This is a genomic window from Maribellus maritimus, assembly GCF_022267315.1.
GTDB lineage: Bacteria > Bacteroidota > Bacteroidia > Bacteroidales > Prolixibacteraceae > Draconibacterium > Draconibacterium maritimum.
In genome coordinates, this window is sequence record NZ_JAIKLE010000005.1 from 123,702 (window position 1) to 143,167 (window position 19,466).

At 40.2% G+C, this 19,466-nt stretch carries 12 protein-coding genes; 9 read left to right on the plus strand and 3 right to left on the minus strand.

Translation table 11 applies throughout. The features are described 5' to 3' along the window. Positions 1-14: 14 nt before the first annotated feature. Entirely contained in the window at positions 15-2,069 is a 2,055-nt protein-coding gene (gene htpG / locus K5G00_RS06505; RefSeq protein WP_238765328.1) for a molecular chaperone HtpG, read from the minus strand. Between the two features lie 188 nt (positions 2,070-2,257). On the opposite strand from htpG, the gene K5G00_RS06510 reads away from it, so the two are divergent. Both K5G00_RS06510 and K5G00_RS06515 read left to right on the plus strand, forming a co-directional pair. After that, positions 2,258-3,730, plus strand: coding sequence for an aminotransferase class V-fold PLP-dependent enzyme (locus tag K5G00_RS06510; protein WP_238765329.1), 1,473 nt, complete (start codon positions 2,258-2,260; stop codon positions 3,728-3,730). Positions 3,731-3,787: 57 nt separating this feature from the next. Further along, a complete protein-coding gene (locus K5G00_RS06515; protein ID WP_238765330.1) occupies positions 3,788-4,549 on the plus strand; it encodes a patatin-like phospholipase family protein in 762 nt (253 codons plus the stop codon). A 16-nt stretch (positions 4,550-4,565) separates the two neighbouring features. Here the strand turns inward: K5G00_RS06515 and pbpC are convergent, their stop codons facing one another. Next, complete coding sequence (pbpC, locus tag K5G00_RS06520; protein ID WP_238765331.1) at positions 4,566-6,914, minus strand: penicillin-binding protein 1C; 2,349 nt, start codon at positions 6,912-6,914, stop codon at positions 4,566-4,568. Positions 6,915-6,924: 10 nt separating this feature from the next. After that, complete coding sequence (locus K5G00_RS06525; RefSeq protein ID WP_238765332.1) at positions 6,925-12,465, minus strand: alpha-2-macroglobulin family protein; 5,541 nt, start codon at positions 12,463-12,465, stop codon at positions 6,925-6,927. Between the two features lie 140 nt (positions 12,466-12,605). On the opposite strand from K5G00_RS06525, the gene kefF reads away from it, so the two are divergent. The 7 genes from kefF to K5G00_RS06560 all read left to right on the plus strand — a co-directional run bounded on the left by kefF (position 12,606) and on the right by K5G00_RS06560 (position 19,461). Beyond that, positions 12,606-13,202, plus strand: coding sequence for a glutathione-regulated potassium-efflux system oxidoreductase KefF (kefF, locus tag K5G00_RS06530; protein WP_238765333.1), 597 nt, complete (start codon positions 12,606-12,608; stop codon positions 13,200-13,202). Next, positions 13,195-15,096: a monovalent cation:proton antiporter-2 (CPA2) family protein gene (locus tag K5G00_RS06535; protein WP_238765334.1), complete on the plus strand. Its 1,902-nt coding sequence runs from the start codon at positions 13,195-13,197 to the stop codon at positions 15,094-15,096. Before kefF ends, K5G00_RS06535 begins: the two co-directional genes overlap by 8 nt. A gap of 137 nt (positions 15,097-15,233) precedes the next feature. Continuing rightward, positions 15,234-15,638, plus strand: coding sequence for a SoxR reducing system RseC family protein (locus tag K5G00_RS06540; protein ID WP_317235536.1), 405 nt, complete (start codon positions 15,234-15,236; stop codon positions 15,636-15,638). 3 nt (positions 15,639-15,641) lie between these two features. Next, positions 15,642-16,508 (plus strand): Fe-S cluster domain-containing protein, encoded by an 867-nt coding sequence (locus K5G00_RS06545; protein ID WP_238765335.1) that lies wholly within the window; start codon positions 15,642-15,644, stop codon positions 16,506-16,508. Positions 16,509-16,514: 6 nt separating this feature from the next. Further along, complete coding sequence (rsxC, locus tag K5G00_RS06550) at positions 16,515-17,846, plus strand: electron transport complex subunit RsxC (protein WP_238765336.1); 1,332 nt, start codon at positions 16,515-16,517, stop codon at positions 17,844-17,846. A gap of 23 nt (positions 17,847-17,869) precedes the next feature. Further along, complete coding sequence (locus K5G00_RS06555) at positions 17,870-18,850, plus strand: RnfABCDGE type electron transport complex subunit D (protein WP_238765337.1); 981 nt, start codon at positions 17,870-17,872, stop codon at positions 18,848-18,850. Positions 18,851-18,852: 2 nt separating this feature from the next. After that, on the plus strand, positions 18,853-19,461 hold the full coding sequence (locus K5G00_RS06560) for an RnfABCDGE type electron transport complex subunit G (protein WP_238765338.1): 609 nt from the start codon (positions 18,853-18,855) through the stop codon (positions 19,459-19,461). The last annotated feature ends 5 nt before the right edge of the window (positions 19,462-19,466 follow it).

The window sequence follows — 19,466 nt, forward strand, 5'->3', positions numbered from 1 at the left end:
ACTTTCCCTCGTGTTTATTTAATTAATTCTACACTTCGTTTTACAAATTTATCCAAATCAGCTCCTTTTAACATGCCGTTGGCCAACAAAGCCAAATCGACCATTTGTTTTGCCAGTTTATTCTTTTTCCCAAAGTCAGACAATTTATTTCTTTTTGCTTCTTCCAGTTCCGCCAGCTTACTGTTCAATTCATCCAGCTTTTCTTTGTCAGACTGCGGCACTTCCTCCTCTTTTTTCCCTTCTTTGGCCTTTTCCAACGCTGAAACTTCTTCTTTTTGAGCAGCTATTTCAGTTCCTATCTTTTCCAATTGAGAACCTAATTTTTTATCCTTTGACTCCAACACTTTCTTCACCAGCGGATGAGAAGTGTTCACCACCAAATTCAAACTTTCAGGCATATCGCCATACATACTCATACCGCCTTGTGCTGCACTCATATCTTTCATTCTGCGCATAAATTCGCTTCGTGTAATTACCATTGGCGCCCCGGCTTCACCCAAATCCTGAAAATCAACGATAAAAGAAAGGTCTTTGTTTTCCGGGCAAACCGCCTGGAAAACCGGTGATAAATCTTGTTTTTGTTCCCAGCTCAATTCTTCTTTGGCTGAATCTTCCTTTTTTATTAAATTTTCAACCACATCCGAATCAACACGCACAAAACGTTTGTCAGATTGTTTTTGCTCAAACTTGTTAATTAAGTGAGGGGCCAAAACATCATCGAGCACCAAAATATCGTAACCTTTATCTTTTGCAGCTTCAATAAATGAATACTGTTCTTCCGTATTGGTTGTGTATAAATAAATCAGGTTTTTGTCTTTGTCCGTCTGATTGTCTTTAATCAGTTTTTCATATTCCTCGTAAGTGAAATATTTTCCTTCAACATTTTTAAACATAAAGAAATTCATCGCACGGTCGTAGAATTTCTCTTCTGTCAACATTCCGTATTCGATAAAAATTTTCAGGTCATCCCATTTTTTCTCAAAATCTTCGCGATTATCTTTAAAAATCTGATTCAACCGATCGGCCACTTTTTTATTGATGTGACTACTAATTTTTTTCACATTTGAGTCGCTTTGCAGGTACGAACGGGAAACGTTCAACGGAATATCCGGTGAATCAAGCACTCCGTGTAACAGCGTCAAAAATTCAGGTACAATCCCCTCAACCGAATCAGTTACAAAAACCTGGTTAGAATAAAGTTGAATTTTATTTTTCTGAACTTCAAAATTGTTTTTGATTTTTGGGAAATACAAAATTCCCGTTAAAGTAAACGGATAATCCACGTTGAGGTGGATATTAAACAAAGGCTCATCCCCCATCGGATAAAGCTGACGATAGAAATTTTTGTAATCTTCATCTTTTAAATCAGCTGGCATTTTTGTCCATGCAGGTTCCGTTTCGTTTATCTGATTATCCTCATCTGTATCTACTTGCTGGCCGTCTTTCCAGTCTTTCTTTTTACCGTATATTACCGGGATCGGCAAAAATTTACAGTATCGATTTAAAATTTCGCCCAGTTTGTTTTCTTCTAAAAACTCTTTTGAGTCTTCGTTGATGTGCATTACGATATCAGTTCCCACATCTTCTTTTTCCACATCCTCAATTGTAAACTCAGGATTCCCGTCGCAGCTCCATTTTACAGCCTGCGAACCTTCCTTGTGTGATTTTGTAATAACATCCACCCTTTCGGAAACCATAAAAGAGCTATAAAAACCCAAGCCAAAATGACCGATGATTGCATTTGCGTCGTCTTTGTACTTTTCAAGAAATTCGTTTGCGCCTGAAAATGCAATCTGGTTGATGTACTTTTCAATCTCCTCGGCAGTCATCCCAATACCATTGTCGGAAACGGTAATTGTTTTTGCATCTTTATCCAGCTTCACCTCAACTCTTGCTGCAGAAACATCCCCCTTGTATTCGCCTTTAGAAGCGAGTGTTTTTAACTTTTGAGTGGCATCAACTGCATTTGAAACAATTTCCCTTAGGAAAATGTCGTGGTCGGAATAAAGAAATTTTTTAATGATTGGAAAAAGATTTTCACTGGTTACACCAATTTTTCCTGTCTGCATTTTTATACGGTTTTAATTAAACATTTTCAAACTTTGTCCGCCAAAAATCAAATGCCATGCCAAGCCTTTTTTATGACGAATTGTCATTCCCCAACCCTACCCTCCACTAATTCTGTCTCAAAAAATGATATTTACCTTTATTTTATTCAAGGAAAGTCGTTTAATTTGTGTGCGCTAAAAAGTTAACGATGGGGAGTTTGCAGAACTATTTTGAAAAATTCAGAAAAAACATTGTTGGAATAAACCAGGAATTTGAATCGCCATTTGGCCAACAAAGAATTATTTATGGAGACTGGATTGCCAGTGGAAGGTTGTACCAGCCGATTGAAGACAAAATTTCAAAAACAATCGGCCCGTTTGTGGGAAATACGCATACCGAAACCAGTGAAACAGGAATGCGAATGACACACGCCTATCATAAATCACACCAATTAATAAAACAACATGTAAATGCGGGACCTGAAGATATTATCATAACTTCTGGTTTTGGAATGACAGCGGTGATTAACAAATTTCAACGCATTCTCGGATTAAAATACTGTGGAAAAGTTGCCCATAGAAATTGCCTGCAGGAACGTGAGCGCCCGGTAGTTTTTATTACGCATTTGGAACACCACTCCAACCAAACATCATGGTATGAAACCAATGCTGATGTTGTTATTGTGGAGCCGGGCCAAGGACTTTTGGTGGAACCGGAGAACCTCAGAAAAGCGCTTGTAGAATACAAAGACAGACCGTTTAAAATTGGTTCTTTTACTGCTTGTTCGAATGTTACCGGATACAGAACTCCCTATAAACAACTGGCCAGAATTATGCACGAGTATGGCGGGGTTTGTTTTATCGACTTTGCCGCTTCTGCTCCTTACGACGAAATTGACATGCACCCTGAAGATCCAATGGAAAAACTTGATGCCGTGATGTTTTCACCTCACAAATTTTTAGGCGGCCCCGGCGCTTCCGGAGTGCTGGTTTTTGATGCGACAATGTATAAAAACGAAGTACCGGATCAACCTGGCGGCGGAACGGTTGACTGGACCAACCCGTGGGGAAAATACAAATATGTTGATAACATTGAAGCGCGCGAAGACGGCGGAACCCCCGGTTTTTTGCAATCGATAAAAACCGCACTTTGTTTCGAATTAAAAGATCAGATGGGCACCGACAATATCAAAAAACGCGAAGAAGAATTGCTTGAGATTGCGTTTAATGGTATGGATGAGATTCCGGAAATAAAAATTCTGGCAGACAATGTCCGCGACAGGCTTGGCGTAATTTCATTTTATATCGAGGGAATTCATTACAACCTGGTTGTTCGAATTCTGAACGACAAATACGGTATTCAAACTCGTGGTGGTTGCGCGTGTGCAGGAACTTACGGTCACTATTTGCTGGAAGTTTCGGTAGAACAGTCAGAAGAAATTACAGAAAAAATAAACCTCGGCGATTTATCTGACAAACCGGGCTGGGTGCGTTGGTCTCTCCATCCAACAATGACAAACGAAGAAGTTCATGTAATGATTACTGCGTTAAAAGACATTGTTAAAAATATTGAGACCTACAAAAAAGAATACATTTACGAAAACCGCACAAACGTTTTCTGGCATAAAAAAGAAGTGAGTGACCAGGATTTAATGTTACGCTGGTTTTCGCTCGATTCATAAAAAACATACCCAAAACTCCATCCTTAATTTGTACTTTTGTTTTCATAAAATAATTGAATGAAAAAGTACAAAACAGGACTGGTTTTGAGCGGCGGAGGAACACGCGGGTTTGCTCATCTTGGAATTATTGCAGCACTTTACGAAAAAGGAATTGTTCCCGATGTAATTTCAGGGACCAGTGCTGGATCGATTGTTGGTGCTTTTATTGCCAGTGGAAAATCGCCCAAAGAAATTCTTTCCATTTTCAAAAAAGGATGGCTTTTTCAATATACCAAACTTCACATTCCTGTTAACGGGCTTTTAAAACTCGACGGTCTGAAAGAAGTAATTCAGAAAGAAATAGCTGCAAAAAATATTGAAGATTTGCAAATACCGTTCTTTATTTGTGTTTCAAACTTAAATAAAGGCGTTGTAGAATATAAAAACAGCGGCCCGTTGGGAGAAACAGTACTGGCATCCTCGTCGATTCCAATTTTGTTTTCGCCGGTAAAACTTGGAAATGATTTGTTTGCTGACGGTGGTGTTGTCGACAATATTCCGGCTGCTCCCATAAAAAAAGATTGCGAAAAATTAATTGTGTGCAACATAAGTCCGATAACTCCGAAGGAGAAAGTAAAAAACCTCATCCAAATTACATCACGAACCTTTTATATGAATGTGAATGCACGAACCAATGAAATTGCAAATTCAGCCAACATATACATTGAACCGGAAGGAATTAACAAATATGATTTTTTAAATTTGAGTCACGCGGATGAATTATACGAACTGGGATACAAATCAACGATAAAAGCCATTGAAAGCCAGCTTGTGGAATAATTTTTTTTCTCTTATTTTATTGATTTCTCTCGTTAACCACAAAAACCCGACGAGTCAAACTATTTCCCAATTGGTCGGTAACATTTAAAATATGCCAGCCACTTTCCGGCCGTGCAGCAAACTGGTGAATTCCTGATGTTGTCCCCAAAAACTTTTCATCCAGCTGCCAGAAAACCTTCGCGTTTTGCTGTCGGTGAACGAGTTCGAAGATCAACTGTCCGGGCGTCCCATCCAAATCGGTAGGAATAAACAAATTATTCCACTCACGTGGATATACAAATTCCATGTTTTCAATGTCATCCTCGCAGTCCGATTTTAACGGTGGCAAGATGGCATACATCGGATTTCTGGGTTTGTAATAATATTCCATTGCCGGCGGCAACACAAACCAATTTTTATGCTGCATTTTCGAAACCGGATAACAATTGGCATTTACACGTTGCGTTCCGTTTTCATTTAAATGAATTTTTTGATGCCATGGACAAACGTCCACTTTTAAACCACGGGGTAACCAAACCATTTTTATTGAATCACAATTTACTCCCGGGCGATAACCACTTTTGACACAAATTTCAACCTGCTCCATTTCATCCACCGGCATTTGAAACCAGCCAGCCCCTGGTAGCAAATCAAACACATCAAAAATCAACGGAGCGGCAGCTGTAACTCCCGTCAATCCGGGGCGACCTTCGCCATCTGCATTTCCTGCCCAAACAGCCACTACATAGTCACGCGTCATTCCAACTGCCCACGCATCACGAAAACCAAAACTGGTACCTGTTTTCCATGCAATATTTCGCGCCGAAGCAAATTCCTGCCAGCCCGCTTCCGAATCGGGTCGTTTTACTTTTAACAAAGCCTCCAATGTCAAGTAAACTGAGGCTGCCCTTATTTCAGGCTGAATAGCCATTTCTCCTTCATTTTGCACCTGAATGCCGTCTTTCTCCCACTTCAATCCTGAAAATGGATGTGAAGAATAGAAACCATCATTTTCATCGTAATTCCGTACAACGGAAACCATTGAAGTGTACATTCCCGATAAATCCCACAACGAAACTTCTGCTCCTCCCAAAATCAGCGAAAGACCGTAATAGTCCGGCGGATGAACAAGCGTTTTCATGCCTGCTTTTTTCAAAAAAGAATAAAACGGCGGAACTCCGTAATCCTGCAACATTCTCACTGCAGGAATATTTAATGAGCGAGCCAGTGCTTCGGCTGAGGAAACCGCGCCATTGTATTCCTGGTCAAAATTCATTGGCGTAAAACCGCCAAAACGGGTTGGGATGTCGGGAACCAACATTTGGGGTGCAAGCAAACCATCGTCTAACATTTTGCTGTAAAGAAACGGTTTCAAAATACTTCCTGTACTTCGCGGCGACTGAATAACATCAACACTGTTTCCGTGCTCTGTTTCTTTTCCATCGAAATAATTTCCCACATAAGCTTTTACTTCTTTTGTTGAGACCTTGGTAACGAGGACAGCGATATTATAAATGTGATTTGCCGCCAGCGTTTTCCGATGCCGTGTAACTAAAGAATTAACCCGTTCCTGCAAATTTCCATCAATGGTTGACCGAACCCGCTGCCCATTTTCTTCCAACGCCGCTTTTTCCACTAAATGATAAGCTTTCATCGGAAGGGAATGTACTTTTTCTGGAATCGATTCGGCAATAGAAAGCTGATAAGTTAAAGAATCAATTTCATCTGAATTCAATAATTTTTCCAGAAGTCGGTCGCGTTTTTGTTTAAGCCGTTCATCGAGCCGTCCCGGATAAATCAAAGATGGAGCATTGGGCAAAACCGCCAAAGTTGCCGACTCTGACCACGATAATTCAGAAACAGGTCGCGCAAAATAGCGCCAGGCAGCGGCATCCAGTCCAACAACATTTCCGCCAAACGGAGCGTGAGATGCATACATATTCAGAATTTCCTCTTTTGAAAAACGCAGTTCGAGGTTCAGAGCCCAAATCATCTCAATGATTTTATTTTTAACGGAACGCGGCCTCTCTCCTCGAGCCATCCGACAAACCTGCATGGTAATTGTACTTCCACCACTGACGATCTTTCCCGACTTAATATTTTGAAAAAGCGCCCGAGCTAATGCAACGGGATTAATACCGGGATGCACATAAAAATATTGATCCTCGAATTGAAGCAGACATTTTTCATATTTTTCAGGAACAGAATCCAAAGCAGGAAAGCGCCATTGTTCATCGGCCGCTATTCTCGCTCCAAGCAAACTACCGTCGCTAGCCTCAACAACAGTAGAAAACGGCTGGTTAAAAAGAGGGCGTGGAACAACAAAAAAGAAAGCGATGAAAAGAATCGCAGCAAGACTACCAATTATGACAAGCTTCCTTTTCACCAATTCAAAATTATTTCCCAGCTACAACTTCCACCCAATTTCCACGTTCCTGCGCCCGGATGCTATTATCATACATCGCTTCACAGTTTACTGGAGGTTGGTAAAAACGTCCTCCGTAGGCAGCATTCAGATAAAACACAAAGGTTTTCTGCTGATTCATTGCTAAATCAAAATAAGTATAAACCCGGTCGTCGCGAATATCCTGGTATTCGTAACTTGAGTTTTTATCTTCAGGAATATCATTCAGTCGTTTATTAATAATCTCCCAACCTGACGGGAACACAGTATTCAGCACCATTTCTTCATAATCTCTTTCTTTGCCCGGATTTTTCACCGTTACTATCATTTTAAAATCTTCGCCTTGTTTTAATGATTTGGGATTTACCTCCCGGTTTCCAGAATCAATATATTTTACATTCAAGACTAAGTTATTCGACAAGGAAGTTGAATCGACTCCCAAAGGAATTCCCCGCGCCAAAATTCGAACATAATTTGTATTCTCTCCTTTATTGGTAAAATTCACATTCACTTTCCCATCTGATTTTACCTTCACCGGGATTTTCAACACAGGAATTTCTGTCCGTAAACTTGATTTTTCGCCATTCGTATTCAACTCAAACTGAGTTTCAGAATCACCTTTGTAAAATGCCTTGGCAAAAGTTCCTGCTGAATTCAAACACCAGGCAGCTGTTTGCGTACTTAACCAATCGCGTTTATTTACTTCATCGGAAATATTTTGCAGCATCCGAAATGCTTCCTTTTTATCTTTTAGTAAAACCAGCGTCTCCAAAATCATTGCTTTGTCTCGCAATGCAGAACCAAAAGTTCCTCCCATTTCCTGATAGTCAGAAACCTCCGTAGTTAAACTATTTATCAGCTTGCGGGCCGCTTCCGGCTGACCGGCCAACACATAAGCGGCAGCTAAACGCCAGGATACTTCAGCAGTTTTCTCACCTTTTTCGCGCAGGCGGTTCATTGCGCCCAAATCAGGCGAGCCTGCCAGCGCCAGGGTGTATAAACGATACGCCTGGATAAAATCGTAACCACGGTAGTAAATTCCATTTCTATAACTCCCGGAAGAATTCCAGTTTCGCGCAGCCGTACGTTGAAAATTCAGCCATTTGTCTTTCAAACCTATGGGCAACGGATATCCTTCGCTTTCCGCTTTCAACATAAAATGTCCGGCATAATTTGTACCCCACTCATTCACCACCGCCGAACCGGGCCAGTATCCAAATCCGCCGTTGTCAATCTGATACGAAGGTAATTTTTGCAACGTACTGCGGATATGATCTTCTGTGCTTTGTTTCTCTTCATCTGAGAACTTTGTGAGATTGGCTAAAAACAATTGAGGAAAAGCACCGGAAGTTACCTGCTCAATACAACCATGCGGATACGAAATCAAATACTCCAGATGTTTGGTCAAATTCAAAGGTGGAAACCCTGAAATTTCAACCCACGCCTCAGCATCGGCCGGAACTCCGGGAACTGTCAACTCCTCCGACCAACTTTTTTGTCCGTCAACCGCGGCCGATTTTTCAACAGTAACAGCTGAGTTTGGATTTCTTATTTCCAGCTCAACTTCATAAGTAGCTCTTTCGCTTCCACTTTTTGCTTCTATTTCAATTTTTGCAACTCCCGTTCTTGACTTCGCTTTCAATTTGAAATGAACCATTTTGTCACCTAAGGCAACAAACTCGACATTTTTCTGGCTTTCGCCTGTAACTTCAATAAAATCGTTTGTCTTTACCGAGATAGTTGCATTCTTCACATTCTCTTTCATTGCAAAAACATCAACCGGAAGACTTACTTCCTCATCGGGAGCCAGCACACGCGGAAGTGTTGCCAGCAACATCAAACCTTTTCGCACCGGAACTTCCTTTTCGTTATTTCCATAAGCGCCATCTTTTCCGGCAACAACCATCACCCGAACCGAACCCACATAATTTGGCATTGTAAATTTATGCTTGTTCGTTTGTCCTTTTTTTAGTGTGAAGGGTCCGGCAAACTGCACTACCGGTTTAAACCGGTTTGCTTCCTTTTTCCCTTTATTTGCCATATCGGCATCACCTCCCACGGCAAATGCTTTTTCCAGCCGCGCACCGTAAGCACCGGCAACCAAATCATATAAATCCCAGGTTTTCACACCCAATGCTTCGCGGGCATAAAAAGCAGCATGAGGATCAGGTGTCCTAAAATTGGTCAAGCCCAGCAAACCTTCATCCACAACAGCGAGTGTGTAAGTCATTTCCTTTTGATTTGCTTCGGAAACTTTTATAGTGTATTTCTTTTCCGGTTCAATTTCTGCAGGTGCTTCAATTACTGGTTTTAAAATCGTTTCCGGATTTTCAACCGAAACCGGAATCACCCCGTAAAGTCGTAACGGCGCATCATTTTCTGTTTGTCCGTAGGCTTGAATCAAGCTCACATGAATATAAAAGTTGGGCGCCATTTCCGGCTTTGTTTCAATCGTAAATTTTGTTTGTTTATCCTGAGTTTCCACCCAAAACCAATCCATAACTTCCGTTCCATTTTCGAGGCTTACCAATGCTTTTCCCGTTTTCGAAGAAGGAATAGAGACTTCAATTTTTTCGCCAACTTTATATTTCTCTTTATCTGTTTTGAGCGTTAACAAAGTTGCGCCATCCGCCATTCCTTCAGAACGCCAGCTTCCCCATTTCGACATGTAAAAAGTAACACCGGAAGCATGCCCGCTGGTTTCATCCTTTACCCACAAAAGGTAACGACCATTGTCTTCCCAGCTTTTATATTTTACATTCAGTTTTATTCTATTTTTTTGCTGTGCTTTTTCAATATTCCATCGGCTCACCGGCTTGTAATAATTTCCTGAAACGTAATGCGCCAGGTTTTCCGAACCAGATTCCCACCACCAACGCCAGTCAATTTTATACAAACGCACCTGCAAATCATCCCCCGAAACCGGTTTCCCATTGGCATCCACCAATACAATCTCCGGCGAATAATCGGTATCCGTTGTAAACCAATCATCTTCCGAATCAGGCATTTTTACTCCCACAAAAGTTTCAAAGGGCGCCAGGCGAGCTTGTTTCACATTAATACTAAAATCGCCGCCTTCTTCAAAAACGCGTGAAGTAAACCAGGCCTTTAACATTCCCGGTGCATTTTCAAGCGAAGAAAAATCAACAGGAATTGTAGCCTTTCCATTGTCATCCAAACGACCTTCAAAAACGGTTTGTTCTTCCGGCGCAAACTGCGAAGCCGGATCAGTGAAAGAATATTTCTCAAACCCTTCAAATTCTGCTTTATCTTTTACAAAAAGCACGTCAACTTTTGCTTTTAATGACCGAGCTGGCGAACCAAACAACCACATTGATTCCATGGGAATTGATTCCGTATCCAATGTCATTGCCTTTTGCGGAAGTTTTAAATCCACTTTCAAACGATTGGGTTTTACCGTTTCAATTTTTACACGTTTTGAAAACGTCGCATTTCCTACTTTTACTTCGGCTCGCCAATTTCCAGTGGGGGCATCGCTTTCTGTTTTTATTTTGAAAGAATAAAACCCGTTTATATTTTCAGTTTGAACACGCTTTTCAACCACTTGTCCGTTGGGATTTACCAATTGAAAAACAACGGGATAATTATCCGGCAATTCTGCATTCTCTTTTTCCACAATAAAATTCAGAAAAAGGGTATCGCCCGGTCGCCAAACGCCGCGCTCGCCATAAATAAACCCTTTCAATCCGTCGGTAATAACTTCGCCCAAAATATTAAAATTACTTGTAGAAAGCGCACTTCCATCATCCAAACGCAGGTACCCGAACTGTTTTCCCTTTTGCGCCACCAGTAAAAACGGCTTTTTCTTCATATCCACTTTAGCAAAACCTCTGTTGTCGGTTGTCACTGTTTCAATCAGCTGATTCTGGTAATTAAATAATTTGAGCTCAACTCCCGATTCAGGTTCAGTGGTAAGCAAATTCGTTACTGCAAAATCCATCACGTGATTCCGGCCTTCTTTGGCAATAATCCCCAGTTCCGAAGCAAAAATATTTCGCGAAACAAAATGCGAATAGTTGTAATAAGAAACATCACAAGGATTATCCCGTTCATCCCAATCGTAACCGTCAGGATAATAATAATCGGAGTACCACCCAGGTTGATCCCACGCCGTTTGATAAGGCTCTTCTTCCGAAATTTGAGTCTGCTCCAAATTTGAATTTTCTTTTTTCTCTTCGCCACAACTGTAAAGCGAAAACTCCTTGTGAAAGCGGAATTGCACATTATAAATAGCGCCGGGTTCAATGGTTACAAAATCAGAGAGATTTACCTTGTATGTATTCCATTTCAACAAATCCTCCGGTGTTTGACCTTTTAAAGGGACCTTCCCCGAATAAACCAAACGCCCTACTTTTTTTAATTCGGAGTCGCCCTCCAATCTATTTTCCTGAAAAAACTGAAGTACATTATTTTTGAAAATCTGAATTACCCGAATTTCAACCGCATTCAAACTCACTGCCTCAAATGGCATTTCGAGTGTTCCTTTTTGCGAAACAATTACACCCTTTCCGATCAGACGCACAGCAGGTTTCAAGCTGCTAAACTGCAAGCGGAATGTTTGCGGCGATTTTATTTTTGCATAATTTACATTTTCAATTCCTTCAAAAACGGTTAAATCAATTTCTCCTGAAAGCATCTTTTCCGGCCAGGCTTTTATAATATTTCCTTCAGTAACAAGCCGCAAACTTGTAACATCTGACAGAGTAACCAAACCCGTTAAATCCTGCGACTTTTGTAAAGGATCTGAAAAGCGGATTTCTACATGCTGCTCAGGTTCCTGCAAAACTTTCGCTTCCAAAACATTAAAAACATTTAATGCCGGAACATCCACCTTTTCCTGTCCCTTTTTATCTACATTCAGCGGTTTCCCATCCCAAGAAATAATAAGTTCCTGCGTATTTATTTCGTCGCGTAACAAACTATCGATAGTAAAAAAATGCTTTCTACGGTCGGAGGCATGCGTCCAGTTCAAGGTTATTTCATTTCCCTTATATGAAGCTGCAATCACTTTTTCGGTTTCTATAGGATTGGCAACATCAGCTGTTAGCAGGTAGCCCGAAAATTTCATTTGTTCGGGAACGTCACTTTCATAGTTTTTAAGTCCGTCAAGCGTAACCGAAAACGATTGTTTAATCGTGGAAAAACTGAAAGGCATCTTCTCCAAACCTTTTTCCGTTTCCAATATTTTCCCCAAATAAAATTCAGCAGAATATTTTATACCTGATTTTAGCTGTTCTGAAGGACGGAATTCAACAATCCGGTTTCCAACTAAAACGGTTTTCCCTTTTATTTCAGGCGAAAACTGAAAAAGTTGTTGTTCCGGATTTACATCAGAAGTAAACGGTTTTGTCAGATAAACCGAAATTACCGGCTCTGTTGAAATCGTTCCGCTGGTGAATGCCTGTACATATTTTCCAAATGCGGCGTCAGTATCAACTGTTTTATTATCTGAATTGCAAGCAATTAAAAACAAAAACAGCCAAACCAATAAAGGGGATATACTTTTTTTCACGACGTTGATTTTTAAAAGTGTATTACTGAAAATCAAAAGTACAAAATATAAAGAGGGATATCACGGAACATTTATCATCAAATTCTAAACGAAAAAAACTATTTTTATGAAACAAAAAACCCGTTTACCCAAAATTAAAAATGAAGAGAATACTCGTAATATTTGCCCATCCTGCCATTCAAAAATCACGAATCAATCAACAGATGATTCGGGCCTTACGCGGTTTAGAATGGGTTACTGTAAATGATTTGTATGATAATTATCCTGATTTTTATATCGACGTTATAAAAGAACAGCAGCTTTTAATGCTCCATGATATAATTGTGTGGCATCATCCTTTTTACTGGTACAGTTGCCCATCTTTGTTAAAAGAATGGTTTGATTTGGTTCTGGAGCATGATTTTGCGTATGGAAAAAAAGGAACCTCGCTGGAGGAGAAAGATGCTATTTCTGTTTTAACAACCGGTGCGCGCAAAGAAGTTTATTCAGAAAAAGGCCGGAATCGTTATACCATCAATCAGTTCTTAATTCCTTTTCAGCAATCAGCTGCTTTATGTAAAATGAATTATCTTCCGCCATTTGTTGTACATGGCTCCTACACAATTCCTCCGGAAGAAATAAACAATTATGCAGAGCAATACAAAAAACTGATTTTGAGCCTTAGAGACGAAAAGCTCGATAGAAAAAAGATAAATTCCGTTGAATATCTAAATGAATTAATAGAAAACAATGCATAATCAAGATTTCTTTTTTCAGGCGTTAATTTATTTGGGAGCGGCAGTAATTTCAGTTCCCATCGCAAAAAAAATGGGACTGGGCTCTGTGCTCGGCTACCTTTTGGCAGGAGTTATTATTGGCCCGTTTATTTTAGGCCTTGTAGGAAATGAAGCCGACGAGGTGATGCATTTTGCTGAATTTGGTGTTGTATTAATGCTTTTTGTTATCGGCCTCGAACTCCAACCTTCGCTTTTATGGAAAATGCGAAAATCGATTTTTGGATTAGGCGGCCTCCAAGTATTGATAACTTCCGTGGTTATCGCAGCGGTCGCCGTCCTTTTTGGTTTCCGATTGAATAATGCCATTGCGATTGGATTAATTTTAGCACTTTCTTCTACCGCAATCGTTATTCAAACTTTAACTGAAAAAGGATTATTGCGAAATGTTGCAGGAAAATCAGCTTTTTCAGTTTTGCTTTTTCAGGATATGGCTGTTATTCCCATTCTTGCGTTGCTTCCTATTCTTGCAACCTGGGGTAGTAACATCAACCTGGCAGAATCGAATCTGGATAAAGTTACCGGAGTTTCTTCAATGCCGGGATGGGCGCAACTCCTGTTAATAATAGGTGTAATTGCTGCAATAATTTTTATTGGTCGTTTTATCGCCCGCCATGTTTTTCGACTAGTTGCAGAAACCGGTCTGCACGAAATATTTACGGCACTCGGACTTCTGCTGGTAATAGGCATTGCACTGGCCATGGATGCAATTGGCCTTTCACCTGCTCTTGGAACTTTTATAGCAGGAGTAGTTTTGGCTGAAAATGAATACCGTCATGAGCTAGAATCAACGATTGACCCATTCAAAGGACTCCTACTGGGTTTATTTTTTATTTCTGTGGGTGCAAGTATCAATTTCAATTTATTTGTTGAGCAGCCCTTCAAAATCCTGGTTTATGTACTTTTATTGATCTTTTTAAAATTTATCGTTCTTTTTATCCTCGGGCGAATCTTTAAACTCAGAAAAGGCTACGATTTTCTATTTGCATTTTTACTCGCGCAGTCCAGTGAATTCAGTTTTGTTCTTATTTCTTTTTCCATTCAAAACCAACTTTTTGAAACACAAACTGCCGGAATTTTGTTATTGGTTGTTACACTATCAATGACAATTTCTCCCCTTCTTCTGATTTTTAACGACAAAGCTGTTAGGCCTATTCTTTCCCGACGGGAGAATAAACAGGATTTCGATGAATTTGACGAAATAAATCCGGTAATAATAGCTGGTTTTGGGAGGTTTGGTCTGGCTTTAGGTAGATTTCTGCTCGCAAATAAAATCCAGGTAACCATTATTGATAGTAATCCTGCAAATGTGGAAATCCTCAGAAAATATGGGTTTAAGCTCTTTTATGGTGATGTTACCCGTCCGCAGGTGCTCGAGAAAGCCGGTATTGAAAAAGCAAAAATGTTGATATTAAGTATGGCAGAACATGAAGATGCTTTAAAAATAGCTAAGCACGTGCGGAAAAACTATCCCAGATTGCGAATTCTGGCAAGGGCAAAAGACATTTTTCATGTTTTTGAATTTTACAAACTACATGTTAGAATCACTCAGCGCGAAATGTTTAATTCTGCCACCGAGCTCGGTGTAAAAGCTTTGGTACAGTTAGGATTTACCAGGTATGAAGCATACAGAGCCGGCCGTATTTTCAAACATCATGAAGAACAAGTACTTGAAGAATTATACTCAACCTGGAAAGAGGACGAAAAAGAATTCATCAGGGAAACTCAACGCTTTTCAAAACAACTTTCAGAAACTCTGCTAACAGAAAGAAATTATACAATTCATGAGTCGGATGACGCATGGGATGTTGACTCGGCAAGAAAGGAATCAATCGAAAGTTCATCATCTAAAGAATAAGCTGGAAAATTCCTTAAATTAGACTTTTTATAAATAGCATTTTTTCAAATAAAACTGAATTTTGACATGTGTATGTATACATAAATATATAAATTTGCAATCTGTAAATTACAAAATTTTCAGTTACGGGAACAGATATCAGACATAGGGGCTTCGTCAAAGAGACAAGAGGTAATTCACTGATTGTAAACATCATAAATAAATCAGCTTGTTCAGCATGTCATGCAAAAGGTGCTTGTACTGTGGCAGATTACCAGGACAAAGAAATTGAAATCACCAATTTTCAAAAAAAATATTCTCCGGGACAGGAAGTAACCGTAATCTTTCAGGAATCAAAAGGTTTTACAGCACTTTTTTATGGTTATGTTCTACCTTTTATAATTGTACTTTTAACGCTCATTGTAACAAATTCTGTAACAAATGATGAATTATTGAGTGGTTTGATTTCACTCGGAATTTTAATACCATACTATATAACATTATTTTTTTTTCGTCATTTATTAAAAAAAGTTTTCAAATTCGAAGTTGAAGAAACGATCTAACCTATGAGTATTACCGTTATATATACGATTGCCACATTAAGTGTAATTGGAACTTCGGCAGCAGTAATCCTTTTTTTTGTAGCACAAAAGTTTAAGGTAAACGAAGACCCGCGGATTGACCAGGTAGAGGAAGTTTTACCCAGTGCCAACTGTGGAGGGTGTGGTTTTGCCGGTTGCCGGGCATTTGCCGAAGCCTGCGTAAAAAATGGTGAACTGGCCGATTTATATTGCCCGGTAGGCGGCAATGAAACCATGAACACAGTTGCTTCCATCTTAGGACTGGAGGCTGTAAAAAAAGATCCAAGAGTAGCTTTTATAAGGTGTAACGGAACTTGCGACCACAGACCAAAAACAAGTCATTTTGACGGCGCAACAACATGTGCCATCGCATCATCCGTTTACAGTGGCGAATCTGATTGCCAATATGGTTGTTTGGGTTACGGCGACTGTTATGATGCATGCGATTTTGATGCCATTGACCTGCGGGAAGGAATGGGGGTCCCGTTAATTCTTGACGATAAGTGCGTAGCCTGCGGAGCTTGTGTTGACGCTTGCCCGAAAGATTTGATCGAGCTGCGTAAAAAGTTCCCAAAAGACAGGAAAGTTGTTGTTGCATGCCGCAACGAGGATAAGGGTGGAGTTGCACGGAAAGCATGTAGCACAGCATGTATAGGTTGCGGAAAATGTCAAAAAGAGTGCAAATTCGATGCGATTACCATCGAAAACAATCTGGCATACATTGATTCAGATAAATGTAAACTTTGCCGGAAATGTCCACCTGTTTGTCCAACAAATGCAATCCTCGAACTGAATTTTCCACCGAGGAAAATAAAAAAGGAAGAAAAAGAAGAGTGTAATACAGCTAAATAGACCAGAATGTTAAAAACGTTCAAACTGGGAGGAGTTCACCCTCCTGAGAATAAGCTTTCAGCCGATAAAGAGATACAGGTTCTTCCTCTCCCGAAATCGGTGTTTATTCCGGTAGCTCAGCATATTGGAGCTCCGGCAACACCAACGGTAAAACGTGGGGATGAAGTAAAAGTGGGACAGGTTATTGCCAAAAGCAGCAGTTTTGTCTCCACCAATATTCATTCATCGGTTTCAGGAAAAGTTAAAAAAGTTGATTTTTCAGAAGATAGTTCGGGATATCCTAAGCAGGGAGTTTTTATCGATGTTGCCGGCGATGAATGGATAGATGAGATCGATCGCTCAGAAGAGTTGGCCAGAGAATTTGATATTGACGGAGCAGAAATCATCAAAAAGATTCAGGAAGCAGGAATCGTTGGTTTGGGAGGAGCTACTTTCCCCACACATGTAAAACTGGTTCCGCCAAAGGGAATGAAAGCCGAAGTATTATTAATTAACGGTGTAGAATGTGAACCTTACCTCACTTCTGACCACCGTTTAATGCTGGAAAAAGCTGATGAAATTTTAGTCGGCATACAACTTTTAATGAAGGCATTAAATGTGGAAAAGGCTGTAATCGGAATCGAAAACAATAAACCCAATGCGATTCAATTGCTTTCAGAAAAAACAAAAAACTACAAGGGTATTTTGGTTCAGCCTTTAAAAGTGAAATATCCGCAAGGTGGCGAAAAACAACTTATCAAAGCAGTTACGGGAAAAGAAGTTCCCTCAGGCGGGCTTCCAATTGCAGTAGGAGCCGTTGTGAGTAACGTAGGAACTGCTTTTGCAGTTTACGAAGCGGTTCAAAAAAACAAGCCTCTTTTTGAAAGAGTGGTTACTATAACCGGGAAAGGTGTTTCACAACCGTCAAATTTTAAAGTCAGGATTGGAACTTCAACTTCCGAACTGGTAGAATCTGCCGGAGGATTACCCGAAAGTACAGGAAAGGTTATTAGTGGTGGCCCTATGATGGGACGTGCCATTGCTTCGCTTGAAGTACCAGTTACAAAAGGCACTTCGGGAATTCTTATCATGAAAGAAGAGGAATCAAAACGTAAGGATTACATTGCCTGCATCCGTTGTTCGCGTTGTGTTTCAGTTTGCCCAATGGGACTGGAGCCTTATCTTTTAATGACACTTTCGCAGAAACAAATTTTCGACCGCGCAGAAAACGATCGCGTAATGGATTGTATTGAATGTGGATCGTGCAGTTACACCTGCCCTTCGGACAGGCCTTTACTCGACTATATACGTTTTGGAAAAGGGAAAGTGGGACAAATTATTCGTTCAAAAAAAAAATAATCAAATAATCTATACAACCGAAGATGAGCAAATTATTAATAGTATCACCTTCACCTCATGTTCATTCAGACGATTCAACCCAAAAAATAATGTACCGCGTTGTGCTGGCAATGATTCCGGCATTGGCATGGTCGGTTTTTGTTTTTGGTCTGGATGCTCTGCGGGTTACCATAATTGCAGTTCTGGCATGTCTGGCATTTGAATTTCTGATTCAAAAATACCTGATAAAAGTAAAGCCAACAGTAACTGATGGCTCTGCGCTGATTACCGGAATTTTGCTGGCTTTTAATGTTCCTTCAAATATTCCGTGGTGGATAATCGTTATCGGATCGCTGGCTGCTATCGGTATTGGTAAACTATCGTTTGGCGGGCTGGGACACAATATCTTTAACCCCGCGCTGGTTGGAAGGGTTTTTATGCTGATTTCCTTTCCGGTTCAAATGACGTCGTGGCCTGTAAACAGACAAAGCGGAATAGATGCTGTTACTTCGGCTACTCCTCTTGGAATCATAAAAGAAGGTATTTCAAACGGCACCCCTATTTCTGAAATCTCGCAAAGCCTTCCCTCCACCTTTGAACTGTTTTGGGGCGGAATTGGAGGTTCGCTGGGAGAAATCTCAGCTGTGCTTTTGGTAATTGGTGGTTTATACATGTTGTATAAAAAAGTAATTACCTGGCATATTCCAGTTTCTATTCTGGCAACCGTGGGAGTAATCGCCGGAATCTTTTGGATGGTCAATCCGGCAATTTATATCAACCCGCTTTATCATATTTTAACCGGAGGGTTAATGCTGGGCGCTATATTTATGGCAACTGATATGGTTTCGTCTCCCATGAACCCAAAAGGACAAGTTATTTATGGAGTTGGAATTGGTGTTATTACCATAAGCATCCGGTTATTTGGAGCTTACCCTGAGGGGATTTCATTTGCGATATTAATAATGAATGCTGTTACTCCTCTTATTAATTACTATGTGAAACCTGTAAGATTTGGAGGGAAATAACCATGGCAAAACGAGAATCGACATTTATAAATATGGTGGTAACACTTTTCCTGGTTACCGGAATTGCGGCCGCCGGCTTGGGTTTTGTTTATGATTTAACAAAAGGACCTATTGAAGTAGCAAGGCTAAAGGCACAGAGTGAAGCAATAAAACAGGTTCTTCCTGAATTTGATACACTGGGAACTTCATTTAAAACACTGGCCGAAGAAGGCGGAGACAGTCTGGAATTTTTCCCGGCATATAAAAATGGAAGACTGGTTGGCACAGCCGTACAGACATATACAAAAAAAGGATTCAACGGATTTATCTCCATTATGGCCGGAATCGATGAGGCTGGAAATTTTTCCGGATATTCAGTTTTGGAGCACGAAGAGACTCCCGGTTTGGGTTCAAAAATGGATGTTTGGTTTAACAACCCGGAGAAACCCAAACAATTTGTTATTGGAAAAAACCCGAACAATACAAATTTTACCGTTTCAAAAGACGGGGGCGACATTGATGCAATAACAGCATCTACAATCTCATCAAGAGCCTTTTTAGATGCGCTTACACGAGCGTATTCTTCTTACGAAAAAAATAGTGACGCAACTTCCGGATTAACCGGAAATTAAAAATA

What these genes read in the sequence shown, in the direction of transcription:
- K5G00_RS06510 (WP_238765329.1), top strand. Translation starts at nt 2,258, where the DNA reads ATGGGGAGTTTGCAGAACTATTTTGAAAAATTCAGAAAAAACATTGTT.
- htpG (WP_238765328.1), bottom strand. Translation starts at nt 2,069, where the DNA reads ATGCAGACAGGAAAAATTGGTGTAACCAGTGAAAATCTTTTTCCAATC.
- K5G00_RS06535 (WP_238765334.1), top strand. Translation starts at nt 13,195, where the DNA reads ATGCATAATCAAGATTTCTTTTTTCAGGCGTTAATTTATTTGGGAGCG.
- rsxC (WP_238765336.1), top strand. Translation starts at nt 16,515, where the DNA reads ATGTTAAAAACGTTCAAACTGGGAGGAGTTCACCCTCCTGAGAATAAG.
- kefF (WP_238765333.1), top strand. Translation starts at nt 12,606, where the DNA reads ATGAAGAGAATACTCGTAATATTTGCCCATCCTGCCATTCAAAAATCA.
- K5G00_RS06515 (WP_238765330.1), top strand. Translation starts at nt 3,788, where the DNA reads ATGAAAAAGTACAAAACAGGACTGGTTTTGAGCGGCGGAGGAACACGC.
- K5G00_RS06555 (WP_238765337.1), top strand. Translation starts at nt 17,870, where the DNA reads ATGAGCAAATTATTAATAGTATCACCTTCACCTCATGTTCATTCAGAC.
- K5G00_RS06545 (WP_238765335.1), top strand. Translation starts at nt 15,642, where the DNA reads ATGAGTATTACCGTTATATATACGATTGCCACATTAAGTGTAATTGGA.
- K5G00_RS06560 (WP_238765338.1), top strand. Translation starts at nt 18,853, where the DNA reads ATGGCAAAACGAGAATCGACATTTATAAATATGGTGGTAACACTTTTC.